The sequence below is a fragment of the Pseudomonas laurylsulfativorans genome (assembly GCF_002906155.1).
Taxonomy (GTDB): Bacteria; Pseudomonadota; Gammaproteobacteria; order Pseudomonadales; family Pseudomonadaceae; genus Aquipseudomonas; species Aquipseudomonas laurylsulfativorans.
On sequence record NZ_MUJK01000001.1, the window covers coordinates 826551 to 843303 of the forward strand.

General features: G+C 60.9%; 14 protein-coding genes. 8 read left to right on the top strand and 6 right to left on the bottom strand.

The window, feature by feature from the left end:
- Nucleotides 1-5: 5 nt before the first annotated feature.
- The 4 genes from B0D71_RS03710 to B0D71_RS03725 form a co-directional block, all read right to left on the bottom strand.
- Nucleotides 6-722 carry a response regulator gene (locus tag B0D71_RS03710; RefSeq protein WP_103393522.1) on the bottom strand — a complete coding sequence of 239 codons (717 nt, stop codon included), beginning with the start codon at nucleotides 720-722 and terminating at the stop codon, nucleotides 6-8.
- Between the two features lie 92 nt (nucleotides 723-814).
- Nucleotides 815-1462, bottom strand: a complete 648-nt coding sequence (locus B0D71_RS03715; RefSeq protein ID WP_103393523.1) for a TetR family transcriptional regulator C-terminal domain-containing protein — start codon at nucleotides 1460-1462, stop codon at nucleotides 815-817.
- A gap of 244 nt (nucleotides 1463-1706) precedes the next feature.
- Nucleotides 1707-2495, bottom strand: coding sequence for a class II aldolase/adducin family protein (locus B0D71_RS03720; protein WP_103393524.1), 789 nt, complete (start codon nucleotides 2493-2495; stop codon nucleotides 1707-1709).
- 128 nt (nucleotides 2496-2623) lie between these two features.
- Nucleotides 2624-3673 carry an ABC transporter substrate-binding protein gene (locus B0D71_RS03725; protein ID WP_103393525.1) on the bottom strand — a complete coding sequence of 350 codons (1050 nt, stop codon included), beginning with the start codon at nucleotides 3671-3673 and terminating at the stop codon, nucleotides 2624-2626.
- A 318-nt stretch (nucleotides 3674-3991) separates the two neighbouring features.
- Between B0D71_RS03725 and B0D71_RS03730 the strand changes: the two genes are divergently transcribed.
- Both B0D71_RS03730 and B0D71_RS03735 read left to right on the top strand, forming a co-directional pair.
- Entirely contained in the window at nucleotides 3992-5947 is a 1956-nt protein-coding gene (locus B0D71_RS03730) for an oxidoreductase (RefSeq protein ID WP_103393526.1), read from the top strand.
- A 177-nt stretch (nucleotides 5948-6124) separates the two neighbouring features.
- On the top strand, nucleotides 6125-6721 hold the full coding sequence (locus B0D71_RS03735; RefSeq protein ID WP_103393527.1) for a helix-turn-helix domain-containing protein: 597 nt from the start codon (nucleotides 6125-6127) through the stop codon (nucleotides 6719-6721).
- On the opposite strand, the gene B0D71_RS03740 is transcribed toward B0D71_RS03735, so the two are convergent.
- Complete coding sequence (locus B0D71_RS03740) at nucleotides 6718-7650, bottom strand: helix-turn-helix domain-containing protein (RefSeq protein WP_103393528.1); 933 nt, start codon at nucleotides 7648-7650, stop codon at nucleotides 6718-6720. The two genes, B0D71_RS03735 and B0D71_RS03740, sit on opposite strands and share 4 nt — an antisense overlap.
- Before the next feature lie 162 nt (nucleotides 7651-7812).
- On the opposite strand from B0D71_RS03740, the gene B0D71_RS03745 reads away from it, so the two are divergent.
- From B0D71_RS03745 to B0D71_RS03755, 3 genes are all read left to right on the top strand, one after another.
- The gene (locus B0D71_RS03745) at nucleotides 7813-9171 is read left to right on the top strand and encodes a glutamine synthetase family protein (RefSeq protein ID WP_103393529.1); all 1359 of its coding nucleotides are present in this window, start codon (nucleotides 7813-7815) and stop codon (nucleotides 9169-9171) included.
- 155 nt (nucleotides 9172-9326) lie between these two features.
- A complete protein-coding gene (locus B0D71_RS03750) occupies nucleotides 9327-10415 on the top strand; it encodes a polyamine ABC transporter substrate-binding protein (RefSeq protein WP_103393530.1) in 1089 nt (362 codons plus the stop codon).
- A complete protein-coding gene (locus B0D71_RS03755) occupies nucleotides 10412-11713 on the top strand; it encodes an NAD(P)/FAD-dependent oxidoreductase (RefSeq protein WP_103393531.1) in 1302 nt (433 codons plus the stop codon). The genes B0D71_RS03750 and B0D71_RS03755 overlap by 4 nt, the downstream gene beginning before the upstream one ends.
- A gap of 51 nt (nucleotides 11714-11764) precedes the next feature.
- Here the strand turns inward: B0D71_RS03755 and B0D71_RS03760 are convergent, their stop codons facing one another.
- On the bottom strand, nucleotides 11765-13417 hold the full coding sequence (locus tag B0D71_RS03760; RefSeq protein WP_103393532.1) for an arylsulfatase: 1653 nt from the start codon (nucleotides 13415-13417) through the stop codon (nucleotides 11765-11767).
- 419 nt (nucleotides 13418-13836) lie between these two features.
- On the opposite strand from B0D71_RS03760, the gene B0D71_RS03765 reads away from it, so the two are divergent.
- The 3 genes from B0D71_RS03765 to B0D71_RS03775 are packed head-to-tail and all read left to right on the top strand — an operon-like array spanning nucleotide 13837 to nucleotide 16743.
- Nucleotides 13837-14433, top strand: coding sequence for a paraquat-inducible protein A (locus tag B0D71_RS03765; protein WP_103393533.1), 597 nt, complete (start codon nucleotides 13837-13839; stop codon nucleotides 14431-14433).
- Nucleotides 14430-15086, top strand: coding sequence for a paraquat-inducible protein A (locus tag B0D71_RS03770; RefSeq protein WP_103393534.1), 657 nt, complete (start codon nucleotides 14430-14432; stop codon nucleotides 15084-15086). The genes B0D71_RS03765 and B0D71_RS03770 overlap by 4 nt, the downstream gene beginning before the upstream one ends.
- Nucleotides 15067-16743, top strand: coding sequence for a PqiB family protein (locus tag B0D71_RS03775; RefSeq protein WP_103393535.1), 1677 nt, complete (start codon nucleotides 15067-15069; stop codon nucleotides 16741-16743). The genes B0D71_RS03770 and B0D71_RS03775 overlap by 20 nt, the downstream gene beginning before the upstream one ends.
- Nucleotides 16744-16753 lie beyond the last annotated feature (10 nt).

Genomic DNA, 16753 nt, shown 5'->3' on the forward strand with positions numbered 1-16753 from the left:
CAGCTTCAGGCCGCTACACCAGCGGTGAACAGATAACCGGCGCCGTGGATGGTGATGATCAACTGCGGTTCGGCCGGATCGTCGTGCAACTTGCGGCGCAGACGCCCGACCAGTACGTCGATGGAGCGGTCGTTGGGCACCCATTCGCGGTTGCGGATCTGGTCCATCAACTGGTCGCGGCTGAGGGTGTGGCCGCTGTTGCGCAGGAATACGCTGAGCAACTGGTACTCACCGTGGGTCAACAGGGTTTCGCTGCCGGAAGGATCGATCAGGCGTCGGCGGTCGGTGTCCAGCGCCCAGTCGGCGAACTGCTTGACCGGCTTGGCCACCGCCACGGCAGGCGCTGGCGTTTGCGCGTGACGTACCCGGCGAATCAGGTTTTTCGCCCGGGACACCAATTCCCGTGGATTGAGAGGCTTGATCACGTAGTCATCGGCGCCGCATTCGAGGCCGACGATGCGGTCGATTTCGTCGTTGCGCCCGGTGATCAGGATGATCCCGACTTCCGAGCGCACCCGCAGCTCGCGGGTCAGGGTCAGGCCGTCCTTGCCCGGCAGGCGGATGTCGAGCATCACCAGGTCCACGGTCTGGCTGGCCAGGAAGGTTTCCGCCAGCTCCGCCGTGGCGGCGCAATGGACGTCGTAGCCTTCCTGGGACAGGTAGGCCTGCAGCAGATCGCGAATCAGCGGATCGTCATCGACGATCAATACCCGAGGAGTCATCGCTTGGTGTCCGGCATAGGCCCGAAGGCCAGTTTCTTATTAGAGTGTTTTCCTGCATCGGCGCCAGAGAGTATCCATTGCTGAACGACTGATCAACAGTCGCTCGTCTGCACGCAAAAGCGCTGGCGGCCGCCGGCCTGCAAACCGTCGACCCAGGCCTCGCAAATCTGGATGCCCTGCTCCGGGGTGAAGGTGCCGGGGTTGAGCCCGGACTCCAGCCACAAACCGTCGAGCAACGCGCTGAGGCTGATGGCAGCGAGGTCGGCATCGAAGTGTTCCCAGCCCTCCTCCTGGGCCAGTTCCGCCAGCACCTTGCGCAGGATGCCGCGATACTCGCCATAGGAATGATCGTGGGCCTGGTTGATGGCCTCGGCGGTTTTCACCGCGCCCCAGAACGCCAGCCATGCATCGATCAGTTGCGGGTCGAGCAGTTCGGCGGAAAACGAACCACGGAAAAACGCCGACAAGCGCTCCCGGGCATTCGGTGCGGCTTGCTCCATGGCGTCGCGCAGCAAGGTCATGACCCGTCCGGTGATCGCCATGTAGGCCTCGGCCACCAGTTCGTCCTTGCCGGAATAGTGATGGCTGATCAGCCCCACCGAGACGCCGGCCTCGGCGGAAATCTTGCGGATCGACGCGCCCTGGAAGCCGTGACGCTTGAGGCACACCAGCGTCGCCTCGATCAGGTTGGCTTTGCGCAACTCCGGTTCCATGCGGGAAAAACGGGCTTCCTGATTCATGGGCGACACGCTCCTTGGTTCAATCGTTTAGGCCCGCGCGGGTTAGCGGCGAGCTGAACGACTGTACAGCAAGAGCGGGCCTTTTCTCTAGTCGGGTGTAAGTTTGGGAACCGAGGCGCGCCCTTCGCGAGCAGGCTCGCTCCCACAGGGTCAACGGCTGTACGCAAGATCTGCGAACAACCCCAACCACTGTGGGAGCGAGCTTGCTCGCGATGACGTCAGTCCATACAACACAAAATCCGGATCAGTCGCGGTAACCCGGTGCAATGCGCTCCAGCATTCTCAACAACGCCGCCCAGGCCAGTTGCATGGCATCCGGATCGGCGAGTTCGCCTTCTTCCAGCGGCCGCCCCGGATCATTGAACTGCCGTTCGGTATGCGCGCAGACCGCGTGCGAAGGCAGCACAACTTCACCGGCAGCCTGGGCCGCCAACTGAATCTCACAGGCCTTTTCCAGGTAGTACATGCGCAGGAACGCCTGGCTCACCGTCTCGCCAACGGTCAGCAGACCATGGTTGCGCAGCATCAATACCGATTTATCGCCCAGGTCCGCCACCAGCCGTTGTTGCTCGCTCAAATCCAGCGCCACACCTTCATAGTCGTGGTAAGCGACCCGGCCATAGAACTCCATGGAAATCTGGTTCACCGGCAACAACCCGCACTTCAACGCTGCCACCGCGCAACCGGACTTGGTGTGGGTATGCAGCACGCATTGCGCATCGTCACGGGCACCATGGATGGCGCTGTGGATCACGAAACCGGCAGGGTTGACCGGGTACGGCGACGGCTCGACCGCGTGGCCATCGAGGTCGATCTTGACCAGATTGGACGCGGTGATTTCATCGAACATCAGCCCGTAAGGGTTGATCAAAAAGTGATGCTCCGGCCCCGGAATGCGCACCGAGATGTGGGTGAAGATCAAATCGGTCATGCGAAAGTGCGCAATCAAGCGGTAGCAGGCCGCCAATTCCTCACGCAGGCGCTGTTCGGTGGCGCTGCGCTCGGGAGCCAGGTGAGTGGCGATTTTGTTCATTATTGGGGTTCTCCAGGCTGATCGACTACGGCAGACCTTAAGGCTGGACGCGTGTATACGTCCAGCCAACTATCTCCGTAGGAGCCGGCAAGCCAGCTCCTACAAAAGCCAGTTCCGGCAAAGCCAGGTTATTTGCTGGCCCAGGCGTTGAAGCGCTCTTCGAGCTCTTCGCCATGATCGACCCAGAAACCGACGTTCATCGACAGCGCGCCCTTGAGGTTCTGCGGCGCAGTGGGCACCCATTGCGCCAGTTTGTCGTCCAGTCGTGCGGCGGCCTGGGTGTTGGTCGGGCCGTAGGGGATCTGCTGCACGTAGTTGACCTGGGCGTCCGGCTGATTGGCGAAGGCGATAAAGCGCTTGGCCTGATCCACGTGCCGGGAGCCTTTGATGATCGCCCAGTAGTCCATGCCGTACAGGCTGCCGGGCCAGACCAGGCCGAGATGGCTGCCTTTCTGCGCGGCGTCGGCGATGCGTCCGCTGTAGGTCGAGGTCATCACTACGTCACCGGCGGTCAGCCATTGCGGCGGTTGTGCACCGGCCTCCCACCACTGGATGTAGGGCTTGAGTTCAGTGAGTTTGGCAAATGCCCGGTCCACACCCTGCGGGGTACTGAGTACCTTGTAGACGTCTTCGGTTTTCACCCCGTCCGCCAGCAAGGCGAATTCCAGGTTGTACACCGCGCGTTTACGCAGCCCACGCTTGCCGGGGGTTTTCTTCACGTCCCAAAAGTCTGCCCACGAGGTCGGGGCCTGGGCCAGTTTGTCGGTGTCGTAGGCAATCGCCACACTCCATACCAAGGCTGCGGAACCGCATTCCTGGGCCGCGTCGGGGATCAACTGGTCGGCGTGGCCCAGACGTGTCCAGTCCAGGCGCTCGTACATGCCCTCTTCGCAGCCGCGCATCAGGTCGGGACCTTCGATCTGCACCACGTCCCAGTCGACGTTGCCGGTGTCGACCATCACTTTGATCTTGGCCATCTCGCCGTTGTATTCGCTCTGGATCACCTTGCTTTGATCCACGGCGGCGAACGGTTGAAAGAACGCCACGTCCTGGGCTTTTTGTCCGGCTCCGCCGTATCCGACCACCACCATGTCCGATGCTGCCTGAGCGCTGCCCAGGCCCATGGCCACAGACAACACCAAGGGATAAAAACCGTGCTTGAGCGTGTGCGATTTCATCAGTGGTTCCTCTTGCAGGTGCCACGGGACCCAAGGCCCGCGCAGCCCTTTTTTATTGTTGTGAGGTAAGCCCCGGGAGCGGGCTCGAGACGAAATTACTGCAAGACACAGTAAAAAAACAAGTTGATTTTTTACTGAAGGTAAATTTCTATAGGGCAATAATAACAACACCTGTGCATCTCTGTAGGAGCGAGCATGCTCGCGATGGACGTTAACGAAAACGCGGGGGGCCTGAGTGCCCGCGACGCTTTCACGTTCATCGCGAGCATGCTTGCTCCTACAAGAGGTCGAGGTCGGCCCGCCTGGAGTACCCGTACCATGACAACACCCGCCTTCGCGCACCTGTTCGAACCCCTGGAGATCCGTGGCAAGCGCCTGAAAAACCGCATCATGTCCAGCGGTCACGACACGTCGATGCCCACCGACAACCTGGTCAATGAGCAATTGATCGCCTATCACCGGGCGCGTGCCGAAGGCGGTGCCGGGCTGATCGTGCTGCAAGTGGCCGGCGTGCACGACAGTGCGCGCTACACCTCCCACGTGCTGATGGCCACCGACGATGCGTGCATCGAGGGTTACCGCAAACTGGCGCAAACCTGCCATGCCCACGGCACCGTGGTGTTGTCCCAGGTGTTCCATCCGGGGCGGGAAATCATGGAGTCCAGCGATGGCCTGCTGGCGGTGGCCTACTCCGCCTCGTCGGTGCCCAACGAACGCTTCCGGGTGATGCCCCGCGCGCTGGATCAGGCGATGATCGACGAGATTGTCGGCGGATACGCCGCTGCCGCCCGACGCCTGCATCAGGCCGGGATCGATGGCGTTGAAGTGGTCGCCAGCCATGGTTACCTGCCAGCGCAATTCATCAATCCACGGGTCAACCGGCGTACGGACGGCTACAACGGTGAGCTGGAACAGCGTTTGCGGTTTCTGCGCGAAGTCATCGCCGCTGTGCGTGCGGCGACGGACGAGCAGTTCATCGTCGGCCTGCGCATCTCCGCCGACGAGCGCGACCCGGAAGGCCTGACCGAAGACGAATCCCTGGCCGCCGTACAGCTGCTGCAAACGCAGCTCGATTACGTGCACATCGTCGCCGGCACCTCGGCATCCCTTGGCGGCGCGGTGCACATCGTGCCACCGATGGCGATCGAAGCGGCCTACCTGGCCAAGGAAGCCGGGACATTCAAGGCCTGTCTGGACATTCCATTGTTCGTCACCGGGCGCATCAACCAACCCCAGGAAGCCGAGCTGATCCTGGCTCGCGGCCAGGCCGATGTATGTGGCATGACCCGGGCGCTGATCTGCGATCCACAAATGCCCAACAAGACCGACACCGGCCACGTCGAAGACGTGCGGGCGTGCATTGCCTGCAACCAGGCCTGCATCGGCCACTTCCACAAAGGCTTGCCGATTTCCTGCATCCAGCACCCGGAAACCGGGCGCGAGCTGATCTTCGGCGAACGCCGACAAGCGCCACAGCGCAAACGCATCATGATTGCAGGCGGCGGCCCGGCCGGGATGAAAGCCGCCACCGTCGCGGCCCAGCGCGGCCATGACGTGACCCTGTACGAAGCCAGTTCGCAACTGGGCGGCCAGGTGTTGCTCGCGCAGTTGCTGCCACGACGCAGCGAGTTCGGCGGTGCCAGCACCAACCTGCAGCGGGAAATGCAACTGGCCGGCGTGCGCGTGGTCCGCAACACCCGGGTCGACCGCGCGCTGGTGGAGCAGGAAAAACCGGACATGGTGATCGTCGCTACCGGTGCGGAGCCGTACTGGCCAGCCTTCGAGCGCGGCGGTGAATTGCAGGTGGTGGATGCCTGGCAGGTGTTGCGCGACGAGGTACAGATCGGCCGTTCAGTGGTGGTGGTCGACTGGCGCTGCGACTGGATCGGCCCCGGCATCGCCGAGCGTCTGGTTCGTGCCGGACATCAGGTGCAACTGGCGGTCAACGGCACCCATTGCGGGGAAAACCTGCCGCTGTACGTGCGCGATCAACTGGCCGGCGAGCTGCACAAGCTGGGCGTGCCGATCACGCCATACGCGCGGCTGTATGGCTGCGATGACAACACGGTCTACCTGCAACACACCGCCAGTGGCGAACCGATGCTGATGGAGAACATCGATACGCTGGTGCTGTGCCAGGGGCACCAACCGTTGGATACCTTGGGCGCCGAGTTGCAAGGATTGGTGGAGTTTCGCCGCATCGGCGACTGCCTGGCGCCGCGCACCGCCGAAGAAGCGATTTATGAAGGTCTGAAGGTCGCGTGGGAGCTCTGAGGCTGTTTATACTCCGGGGTCTTAACGGCTAACACCACCCCCTGTAGGAGCGAGCCTGCTCGCGATGGACCCGAGAACACCGCTGGGTGTCAGGCTTCCAGCGTTATCGTTAGCGACCATCGCGAGCAGGCTCGCTCCTACAGGGGGTCTGGTCCCCTTCCCGGTTCGGAATCCTTCATGAGCACCAACAGCAAGACCCAGCCCGCATCAGGCAGCGCCGAACCGCATTTCCTCGGCACGCGCATTCGCGGCCTGCGCAAACGCCGGGGCATGACTCTGGCGGAGCTGGCGCAACAGAGCGAACTCACCGCCGGCTACATCAGCCAGCTGGAACGCAACCTCGCTTATCCATCGATCCCGGCGCTGTTCAACATTGCCCGCAGTCTCGGCGTCACCATCCAGTGGTTCTTCGCCAGTGAAGCGGTCACCGCACCTGAAGACGACGGCATCGTGGTACGCAAGCACAGCCGCCTGAACGTGCATTACGAAGACGGCATCGTCGACCAGTTGCTGACCCCGCAAGCCAATCGCCAACTGGAAATGCTCCACTCGCGTTTCCCGCCAGGCACTTACAGCCAGCAAAGCTACAGCCACGACGGTGAAGAAGCCGGTTACCTGCTGTCCGGCAGCTTCGAGTTGTGGGTCGGCGAACGCCATTTCCAGCTCAATGAAGGCGACAGTTTCAGCTTTTCCAGCCAGCAACCGCACCGCTACGGCAATCCCGGCGAGGTGGATGCGGTGGTGATCTGGGTGATTACGCCGCCGACGTTTTAACGTCGGCCGCGCCCGGTTGGCTGCGAGACGCTCGCACGCTTGAGGGTGTCGCTCGGCAATTCCTTGAACAGCGCGCGATAGCTGCTGGAGAATCGCCCCAGGTGCCAGAACGACCAGTGCATGGCCACTTCAGCCACAGTGGTTTGCGTCGGCGTGCGGCTGAGCAATTCGCGGTGGGCGCTGTTGAGCCGGCGCAGGCGCAGCCATTGGGTTGGCGCCATGCCGGTGTAGGTCTTGAACGCGTGCTGCAACTGGCGCAGTGAAACCCCGGCAACCTGGGACAGTTCCAGCAGGTTGAGGTGTTCTTCCGGCGTATCTGCCGCCCATTCCCCCACCCGTTTCATGATCGCCCGCTCTCCGGCACGGCGCTGCAATGCGCCCTGGTCGAGGCCGACACAGGCGTTGTCGAGGATGAACAGGCAATCTTCCAGCAGTTGCTGGGTCAGCGCTTCGCGGCTCGGCGGATCGAAGGTCTGCGACAGCCGCGTCAAGGTTCCGCTGAGCCAACGGCAGAACAGCGCGTTCTGCTGGGAGTTGAGCGGCGCCAGGAACAGCCCTTCGAGCCGGGCGATGTCCAGGCTATGACGCTTTACGAACTCCGGACCGAACACCACGGCGATTTCCTGGTAGTTCTCCGGGGTGATCCAGATGTTGCGGCTTTCGCCATTCAACACGTACAGCGCGTTGTCGCCGCGATCGAAACAGAACGACAGCGAACCCTGGGGCGCACTGAAATTCTGCTCGACGCGGGTGTTCATCGACTCTTCGTAAATCTCCACGCCCTGCAGATCCAGATAACGCACCAAACCCGCGAAATGCCCCGGCGACATCTGTTGGTAATGCTGTGTCCAGCCCGGTGTGGCGCGGATTTGCTCGGCGACATCGGCGGTGTTGAACGCTTGGACCTGGAGTGAATTGGAACCTGTCATGGGACGACCTTACGCACTCTTTTGGTGCGCTTTGTGCTGCTTAAAGTGGATAGATGGAACCGCAAGGCTCGCCCAAGATAGACCTCAACGCGCTACAGGGGAAGTGTCCGGCGGATGAAACCGGTCTCTCCTGGCGTTAATAAAACCAATAACGAGGTCTTTATGAATGTCCCTTTCGATCAGCTGTTCACTTGGCTGAAAGATCACAAGATTACCGAAGTCGAGTGCGTCGTCAGCGACCTGACCGGCATTGCACGCGGCAAAATTGCACCGACCAACAAGTTCCTGCATGAGCGAGGCATGCGCCTGCCGGAAAGTGTCCTTCTGCAAACGGTAACCGGGGACTTTGTCGACGACGACATCTACTACGACCTGCTCGACCCGGCCGATATCGACATGGTCTGCAAGCCGGATGCCGACGCCGTTTATGTGGTGCCGTGGGCCATCGAGCCGACCGCCATCGTGATCCACGACACCTTCGACAAGTTCGGCAACCCGATCGAACTGTCGCCGCGCAACGTGCTGAAAAAAGTCCTGCAGCTGTACACCGACAAAGGCTGGCGGCCGATTGTCGCGCCGGAAATGGAGTTCTACCTGACCCAGCGCTGCGAAGACCCTGATCTGCCGCTCAAGGCACCGATGGGCCGTTCGGGCCGTGCCGAAAGCGGTCGCCAGTCGTTCTCCATCGACGCGGCCAACGAATTCGACCCGCTGTTCGAAGACGTCTACGACTGGTGCGAACTGCAAGGCCTGGACCTCGACACGCTGATCCACGAAGACGGCCCGGCGCAGATGGAAATCAACTTCCGTCATGGCAACGCACTGGACCTGGCTGACCAGATCACCGTGTTCAAGCGCACCATGCGTGAAGCGGCGCTCAAGCACAACGTGGCGGCCACCTTCATGGCCAAGCCGGTCGGCGACGAGCCAGGCAGCGCCATGCACATTCACCAGAGCGTGGTGGACATTGCCACCGGCCAGCCGATCTTTGCCGATGCCAATGGCAACATGAGCGAGCTGTTCTTGCATCACATCGGCGGCTTGCAGAAATACATCCCGAAAGTGCTGCCGATGTTCGCGCCGAACGTCAACTCGTTCCGCCGCTTCCTGCCGGACACCTCGGCACCGGTGAACGTCGAATGGGGCGAAGAAAACCGCACCGTCGGCCTGCGCGTGCCGACCTCCAGTCCGGACGCGATGCGCGTGGAAAACCGTCTGCCAGGCGCCGACGCCAACCCGTACCTGGCCATCGCCGCCAGCCTGCTGTGCGGTTACCTGGGCATGGTCGAGCGCATCGAGCCGAGTGCCGCGGTACAGGGCCGCGCCTATGAGCGTCGCAACCTGCGCCTGCCGATCACCATCGAGGACGCCCTGACCCAGATGGAAGAATGCGACACCATCAGCCGCTACTTGGGCAGCAAGTTCGTGCGGGGCTATGTCGCGGTCAAACGCGCCGAGCACGAGAACTTCAAGCGCGTGATCAGTTCGTGGGAGCGTGAGTTCCTGATGCTCAGCGTCTGAGTCCCCGACATCCTCTGTAGGAGCTGGCTTGCCAGCGATGAGGCCGGCACATCCAACATTGTTGTTGCCTGACAGGCCGCCATCGCTGGTAAGCCAGCTCCTACAGGGGTGTGGTGAATTCCTATAGATCCCAATAATTCCAAGAAGGTATCGATATGCGTCTATTGAAATCCGTCGTCCCGCTCGCCCTGGCAGCCTTGTTCAGCGCCGTTGCCCAGGCTCAGCCACAGGTCAGCGTCTACAACTGGACCGACTACATCGGCGAAACCACCCTCGCCGACTTCCAGGCCAAGACCGGGATCAAGGTGATCTACGACGTATTCGATTCCAACGAAACCCTGGAAGGCAAGCTGCTTGCCGGTCGTACCGGGTATGACGTGGTGGTGCCGTCCAACCACTTCCTCGCCCGCCAGGTAAAGGCCGGCGCGTTCCTCAAGCTCGATCGCGAGCAACTGCCGAACTTCAAGAACCTCGACCCGAAACTGCTGACGCTGCTGGAGAAAAACGATCCGGGCAACGCGCACTCGGTGCCGTACCTGTGGGGCACCAACGGCATCGGCTACAACGTCGAAAAGGTCAAGGCTGTGCTGGGCATCGACAAGATCGACTCCTGGGCCGTGCTGTTCGAACCGGAAAACATCAAGAAGCTCAGCGCCTGCGGCGTGTCGATGATGGACTCGGCGGACGAAGTATTCCCTGCAGTTCTCAACTACATGGGCATGGACCCGCGCAGCGAAAACCCTGAGGACTTCAAGAAGGCCGAAGCCAAGTTGCTGCAGATCCGTCCTTACATCACTTACTTCCACTCCTCCAAGTACGTCTCGGACCTGGCCAACGGCGACATCTGCGTGGCGTTCGGTTATTCGGGCGACGTATTCCAGGCCGCCAACCGCGCCAAGGAAGCCAAGAACGGCGTGAACATCGCCTATGCCATTCCCAAGGAAGGCGCCAACCTGTGGTTCGACCTGCTGGCCATCCCCGCCGACGCCAGCAATCCGAAGGAAGCCCACGCCTTCATCAACTACCTGCTGGACCCGCAAGTGATTGCCAAGGTCAGTGCGTCGGTCGGCTACGCCAACCCGAACCCGGCCGCCAAGCAGTACATGGACCCTGAGCTGGTCAGCAACCCCGAGGTTTATCCGTCCCAGGAAGTCCTCGACAAACTCTACATCTCCACCACGCCGCCGCAGTCGATCATGCGCCTGATGACCCGCTCGTGGAGCAAAGTGAAGTCCAACAAATGAACCAGTACACCAAGGAACATACCCACTCCTATTACGCGGCGTCCGCCAAGGGCATGAGACAGCGCCCCGCGCTGGCCTCGGACCTTGTGGCCGATGTCTGCGTGGTCGGCGCGGGTTTCACCGGCATCAACACCGCCATCGAGCTGGCCCAGCGCGGGCTCTCGGTGGTCCTGCTGGAGGCCCGGCGGATTGGCTGGGGCGCCAGTGGGCGCAACGGCGGCCAGTTGATTCGGGGTATCGGCCATGATGTCAGTGGTTTCGCCAAACACATCGGCGCCGATGGCGTGCAGTACCTTGAGTACGCCGGGACCGAGTCGGTGCAAGTGGTGGCCAATCGCATCCGCGAGCACGGCATCGATTGCGACCTGCGCTGGGGCTTCTGCGAGCTGGCCAACACCCCGGCACACTTTGCCGGGTTGAAGGCCGAGCACGCCGAACTGCTTGAGTCCGGTTATGCCCATGAAACCCGCTTGATCGAACCTGGCCAGATCCGTGAGCAGGTGGTGAACTCCGGCGTTTACGCCGGCGGCCTGGTGGACATGGGCTCGGGGCATTTGCATCCGCTGAACCTGGCACTGGGCGAAGCGCAAGTCGCCGAGTCCCTTGGCGTGCAGATCTTCGAGCAGAGCCCGGTACTGGAACTGATCCATGGCAGCACCGTGCAAGTGCGCTGCGCCGGTGGCACCGTGCGTGCCGGTACGTTGGTGCTCGCTTGCAATGCGCATCTGGAAGAGCTGGAACCGAAGCTCAGTGGCAAGGTGCTCCCGGCGGGCAGCTACATCATCGCCACCGAACCCTTGTCAGAAGAAGCCGCTGCAAAACTGATCCCGCACAACGTCGCGCTGTGCGACCAGAAAGTCGGACTTGATTATTACCGGCTCTCGGCGGATCGGCGCCTGTTGTTCGGCGGTGCCTGTCATTACTCCGGGCGCGACCCGGCGGACATCGCTGCCTACATGCGCCCGCAAATGCTCAAGGTGTTCCCGCAACTGGCCGATGCGCGCATCGACTATCAGTGGGGCGGCATGATCGGCATCTCGGCCAACCGCTTCCCGCAGGTCGGGCGCTTGAGCCAGCACCCCAACGTGTTCTACGCCCAGGGCTATTCCGGCCATGGCCTGAACGTAACCCACTGGTGCGCGAAGTTGTTGGGCGAAGCGATCCATGCCGGACACAGCAAAGGCTTCGACGTGTTCAGCGCCGTGCCGCACATGACCTTCCCCGGCGGACGCGCCCTGCGCTCGCCGTTGCTGGCCCTTGGCATGTTCTGGTATCGGATGCGGGAAATGCTGGGTTGACCAGCGGGCGCCTGAGACGAGTCGACCCTCGCCTCAGGTGTCCCGTAGGGCCTATTGCGGCATCGGAATGTTAACGCCCTCCTTCTGCAAATCCTCCCGAACCGACTGGAATTTCTGATACTTGGACAATTCGATCGGCCCGTCATAGCCCATGCTTTGCAGCTTGCGTGGCGGGTATTTGATGTAGGTCTGCATCAGCTTGTTGATCGCCAGGCTGATCGGCACCATGGTCCAGGTGCGCTCGGTAACGTTACTCATGAAGATGTCGTAGCGCTCCTGTGGATCTTGCAACAAGTCAAAGACTTGCGGTACGACTGCCACGTACTTCGACTCCCCTTTCCAGCCCAGGTTGGTGTCCACGGCCAAGCCGCCGGTCGGTACACCATTGTCGCCACGCAGGTTGAACACGGCCTTGTAGTTGCCTACGCGGGCCGCCCCCGGCGACAACTCGTTTTCGGTGAAGTAGAACCACTCTTTACGTGGGTCGGGGCCAGTGCCGGTGATCACAGGGGTCATGTCGTAGCTGTCGAACATGATCGGCTGACCTTCGCGATCCTTCTCCGGCAACTTGATACCGGCCACCGAGGCGAAGGTCGCCATCAGATCGAGACCGCCGAGAATGTCGTGGTTCTTGGCGTTTGGCTTGATTTTTCCGGGCCAGGCCATGATCGCCGGGACCCGGTTACCGCCCTCGCGCACGGTACCCTTGGTGCCACGAAATGGCGTGTAGCCGGCATCCGGGTAAACGTCCTGCCAGGCACCGTTGTCAGTGGTGTAGACCACCAGCGTGTTCTTATCCAGGCCCAGTGCCCTGAGCTTGTCCAGGATATGGCCGATGCGCGTATCCAGTTCGACCACCGAATCGGCGTACTTGGACTTGGAGATCGACTTGTGGACGAACTCCGGTGCGGGCAGGTTCGGTTGGTGCACTTTCATGAAGTTGACGTTGATGAAGAAGGGCTTGTCGGATTTGGCGGCGGTGTCGAGGAATTCCAGTGCGGCCTTCTCGACATAGCTGTCGAAGAACGGAATGCCGACTACACCGGGCTTGCCGTCGACGACAGGTGTATCGACATACTGGCCGTTGATCTTGAACTCTTCGACCGGCTTCTCCCCGGCCTTGCCCGAGAGTGCACCCTTGGTCACCTGGGCAAACATTGCCCGTGTATCCGGGTCCATGTCGGGGAACCAGGTTGGGTCGGCGTAGGTATAGGCATTGAGGTGATAGAGGCCGACGTACTTCATCACGTCGTAGCCCTGGGCATTGGGCAGTGCATAGTCGGCTTCACCCAGGTGCCACTTGCCGGTGAAGTAGGTCTCGTAGCCGCCGGTCTTGAGCACCGAGGCCAGCGTCCACTCGGCGGCCGGCAAACCACCACCCTGGCCCTGGAAAGCCACGGTGGTCATGCCGCTGCGATTGGGGATGCGTCCGGTCTGCATGGCGGCGCGACCGGGTGTGCAGCTCGGTTGCGCATAGAAGGAGTAGAAGGTCGTACCTTCAGCGGCCAGTTGGTCGATGCTGGGGGTCGGCATGCCTCGGCCGACACCGCCACCATACGGCCCCAGATCACCGTAACCGGTGTCATCGGAAACGATGAACAGGATATTGGGCTTTTCCGATTGTGCGGCTTGAGCGATACCGTTGAGTGCTATCAATAACGAACAGGCAATGAATAACCTGGAGCGATGCGGGAGCCTTTTCATGTTGACCTTCCTTTTATCGGCGGAATCCTGGTCGACTACTTGTTCATGAGGTAGTCAATGACCGGACCCTGATGAGTTTTCCCCAAACCATGCCCCTGGAAAGTTCAAGGAGGACAACTGACCCGGTAATAGAACTCCCGTCACTACTCAAGGCACCCGCAAAAGCCTAGCCCGTTATTTTTTGATGCGCGCAGGGCCGACAGTGGATTTCCCGGTCGCTCGTCGCTTTTGTCACATGACGCACCAAGTGGGTCGTTGCGCCAAGCGTGAGGCGAACAATGTGAACTGCCGATCGGACCTGATCCGCTGGCGTGTTGTGCTTGCTGTGTCCTTGTTTTGACTTTCTATTTGCTCAATCGCAAGTCACTTCTATATTGAGGGGGTGCTCTGAACTTCCTGCCACTTGTTGAGCTTGTCCCATGGCAACTACCGATCAGCTGATCATCTGCGAGCACTGCGACAGCGTTTACCACAAAGTCACGCTCGCCAAACATCAGAAAACCTTGTGCACACGCTGCGGCGGCGTGCTTCAGCGCTATAACGGCCTCACGGTGGAGCAACGTCTTGCGTTGACCTTCACCGCGCTCATGCTCTGGATTTTCGCCAATTTCTACCCGGTGATGAGCATCAACCTCAAAGGCGTAAAAAACAGCGCAACACTCTGGGACTCGGTGCTGGCCCTGAGCATGGGGCCTATCACCTTCATCGCCATGGTGGCAGCGATCGCCATGATCATCGCGCCGATCTTCCAGTTGCTGCTGCTGATCTGGGTGCTGGGCTTCGCCCTCTGCGGGCAACGCGCGCCCGGCTTCAAGGTCTGCATGCGCTGGCTGGAAACCTTGAGGCCCTGGAGCATGCTCGAAGTCTGCCTGCTGGGCGCCATGGTCGCGGTGATCAAACTCGCCGGACTGCTTGATGTGCTGCCCGGCATAGGGTTGTTCGCCCTGGCGGTACTGAGCCTGATGATGATCCGCATTGCCGGGCGCGACATTCGCGAACTGTGGGACATGGTATGAGCACGCCTCCTTACGCCGACGAGCTCAACCTGTGCCTGTGTCATACCTGCGGGCTCGCCTGCGACATGACTGACGAACCTCACGAGTGCGAGCGTTGCGGTGCACCGTTGCACCGGCGCAAAACCAATTCGCTGACCCGCACCTGGGCCTACATGCTCGCGGCCCTGGTGTTCTACATCCCGGCAAACCTGTTGCCGGTGATGAACACCCAAATGGTCGGCAACGGTGCCGACAGCACGATCATGAGCGGCGTGCTGGAGTTCTGGGAGGCCGGGGCCTGGGACATCGCCCTGATCATTTTCATTGCCAGTATCGCGGTGCCGGGCATCAAGTTCGTCGCCATCACATTGCTGTTGGTGACTGTGCAACGCGACAGCGAGTGGGCACGTAAAGAGCGCTCGACGCTGTACCGATTCGTCGAGGTCATCGGCTACTGGTCGATGCTCGATGTGATCGTGGTCGCCCTGGTGGCCTCGCTGGTGAAATTCCAGGCGCTGGCCGACATTGAACCGCGCCCGGGCATTCTGTTTTTTGGTCTGGTCGTGGTGTTCACCATGCTCTCGGCAATGAGTTTCGATCCCCGCATGATCTGGGATAAAGAACGGGGAAACCCACACAATGAGGAGGTCACGGATGAAGTCACAAGCCACTGAAGGGCCGCAAGCCCCCGGGCAGGCACCGATCAAGACCCGCCGTTTCAGCGTTTCGCTGGTCTGGATCGTGCCGATCGTAGCGGTGCTGGTGGGTATATCGCTGGTGGTTCACAGCATGTTGCAGCAAGGCCCGACCATCGTTGTCACGTTCAAGACCGGGGACGGCCTGACCGCGAATAAAACCGAGGTCAAATACCGTAATGTGGTGATTGGTCATGTCTCGGACGTGGAACTGAGCGGCGACCAGAAGAGTGTCAACGCCACCATCAAACTGGCCAAGCAGGCCGAGAGCTTTACCCGCGAGGATTCACAGTTCTGGGTCGTGCGGCCACGCATTGGTGCTGGCGGCGTGTCCGGTATCGATACCCTGCTGTCGGGCGACTACATCGGTGCCGATATCGGCCAGGCCAATGGCCGGGCAAAAAATTTCAAAGGGCTGGAAAACCCGCCCCCCATTACTTACGGCGAGCCGGGCAAGCGCTTCACCCTGTTCACCCAGGACCTGGGATCGCTGGATATCGGCTCCCCGGTCTACTACCGCAAGATCCCGGTGGGCCAGGTGGTGGCCTACGCGCTGGACCCGGATGGCAAGGGCGTGAACATCGAGCTGTTCATCCATGCGCCCAATGACAAGTACGTCACCGAAAACACCCGATTCTGGAACGCCAGCGGCATTGACGTAAACGTCGGCGCCAACGGTTTTGCGGTCAAGACCGAATCGTTGTCTTCCCTGCTGGTGGGCGGCATTGCCTTCCGCGCACCCGACTACAGCCCTGACGATAAACCGGCCGCCGCGGAGTACGCCTACGAACTGTTCGAAGACCAGCAGACCGCCCTTGCCCCGCCAAACGGCAAGCCGCAGTACCTGGCCATGCGCTTCGACCAGGCATTGCGCGGTCTCAAGGTCGATGCTCCGGTGGAATTCCTCGGTGTGGAAATCGGCAAGGTGGTGGCGGTCAATCTGGATTACGACGAAAAGAAACGCAGCTTTCCAGTCAACGTCGGCATCGTGATTTATCCGCAACGCCTGGGCCAGGCCCACATAAAAATGCTCAAGGCACTCAATCATGACCCCAATGACGAGGCTGGGGGCGTGCGGCTGATGGGCACCTTTATCGACAACGGCTTGCGTGCCCAGGCACGCACCGGCAATTTCCTGACCGGCCAGTTGTACATCGCCCTGGATTTCTACCCCAAGGCAGAAAAAGTCGCTTTCGATGCAACAGCGCGTCCGGTCATGATCCCGACCATCCCGGGCAGCCTCGAGCAATTGCAAGAAAAACTCGAAGCCATGGTCGACAAGATCAACAAACTGCCGATCGAGCGAATCGCCGGCAATCTCGATGGCAATCTCGTCGAACTGCGTAAAGGCATGATGCAATTCAACGGCAAGATCCTGCCTGGCGTGCAATCCACCCTGTCGGAAGTCAGCAAGACCCTGGAGACCGCCAACTCGACCCTGAAATCCGCCAGTTCGACCTTGGCCGAGGACTCGCCGCAACGGGAAAAACTGGGGCAGACCCTGGATGAACTGGGACGCACGTCGAGGTCCTTGCGTGATCTTTCGGATTACCTGGGGCGGCATCCGGAGTCGCTGATTCGCGGCCGTCCGAACAATGCCGCGCCGCTGGATCTGCAAGGGCCACCGCGCAATTGAACACAGGAGC

What these genes read in the sequence shown, in the direction of transcription:
- B0D71_RS03710 (WP_103393522.1), bottom strand. Translation starts at nt 722, where the DNA reads ATGACTCCTCGGGTATTGATCGTCGATGACGATCCGCTGATTCGCGAT.
- B0D71_RS03715 (WP_103393523.1), bottom strand. Translation starts at nt 1,462, where the DNA reads ATGAATCAGGAAGCCCGTTTTTCCCGCATGGAACCGGAGTTGCGCAAA.
- B0D71_RS03720 (WP_103393524.1), bottom strand. Translation starts at nt 2,495, where the DNA reads ATGAACAAAATCGCCACTCACCTGGCTCCCGAGCGCAGCGCCACCGAA.
- B0D71_RS03725 (WP_103393525.1), bottom strand. Translation starts at nt 3,673, where the DNA reads ATGAAATCGCACACGCTCAAGCACGGTTTTTATCCCTTGGTGTTGTCT.
- B0D71_RS03730 (WP_103393526.1), top strand. Translation starts at nt 3,992, where the DNA reads ATGACAACACCCGCCTTCGCGCACCTGTTCGAACCCCTGGAGATCCGT.
- B0D71_RS03735 (WP_103393527.1), top strand. Translation starts at nt 6,125, where the DNA reads ATGAGCACCAACAGCAAGACCCAGCCCGCATCAGGCAGCGCCGAACCG.
- B0D71_RS03740 (WP_103393528.1), bottom strand. Translation starts at nt 7,650, where the DNA reads ATGACAGGTTCCAATTCACTCCAGGTCCAAGCGTTCAACACCGCCGAT.
- B0D71_RS03745 (WP_103393529.1), top strand. Translation starts at nt 7,813, where the DNA reads ATGAATGTCCCTTTCGATCAGCTGTTCACTTGGCTGAAAGATCACAAG.
- B0D71_RS03750 (WP_103393530.1), top strand. Translation starts at nt 9,327, where the DNA reads ATGCGTCTATTGAAATCCGTCGTCCCGCTCGCCCTGGCAGCCTTGTTC.
- B0D71_RS03755 (WP_103393531.1), top strand. Translation starts at nt 10,412, where the DNA reads ATGAACCAGTACACCAAGGAACATACCCACTCCTATTACGCGGCGTCC.
- B0D71_RS03760 (WP_103393532.1), bottom strand. Translation starts at nt 13,417, where the DNA reads ATGAAAAGGCTCCCGCATCGCTCCAGGTTATTCATTGCCTGTTCGTTA.
- B0D71_RS03765 (WP_103393533.1), top strand. Translation starts at nt 13,837, where the DNA reads ATGGCAACTACCGATCAGCTGATCATCTGCGAGCACTGCGACAGCGTT.
- B0D71_RS03770 (WP_103393534.1), top strand. Translation starts at nt 14,430, where the DNA reads ATGAGCACGCCTCCTTACGCCGACGAGCTCAACCTGTGCCTGTGTCAT.
- B0D71_RS03775 (WP_103393535.1), top strand. Translation starts at nt 15,067, where the DNA reads ATGAAGTCACAAGCCACTGAAGGGCCGCAAGCCCCCGGGCAGGCACCG.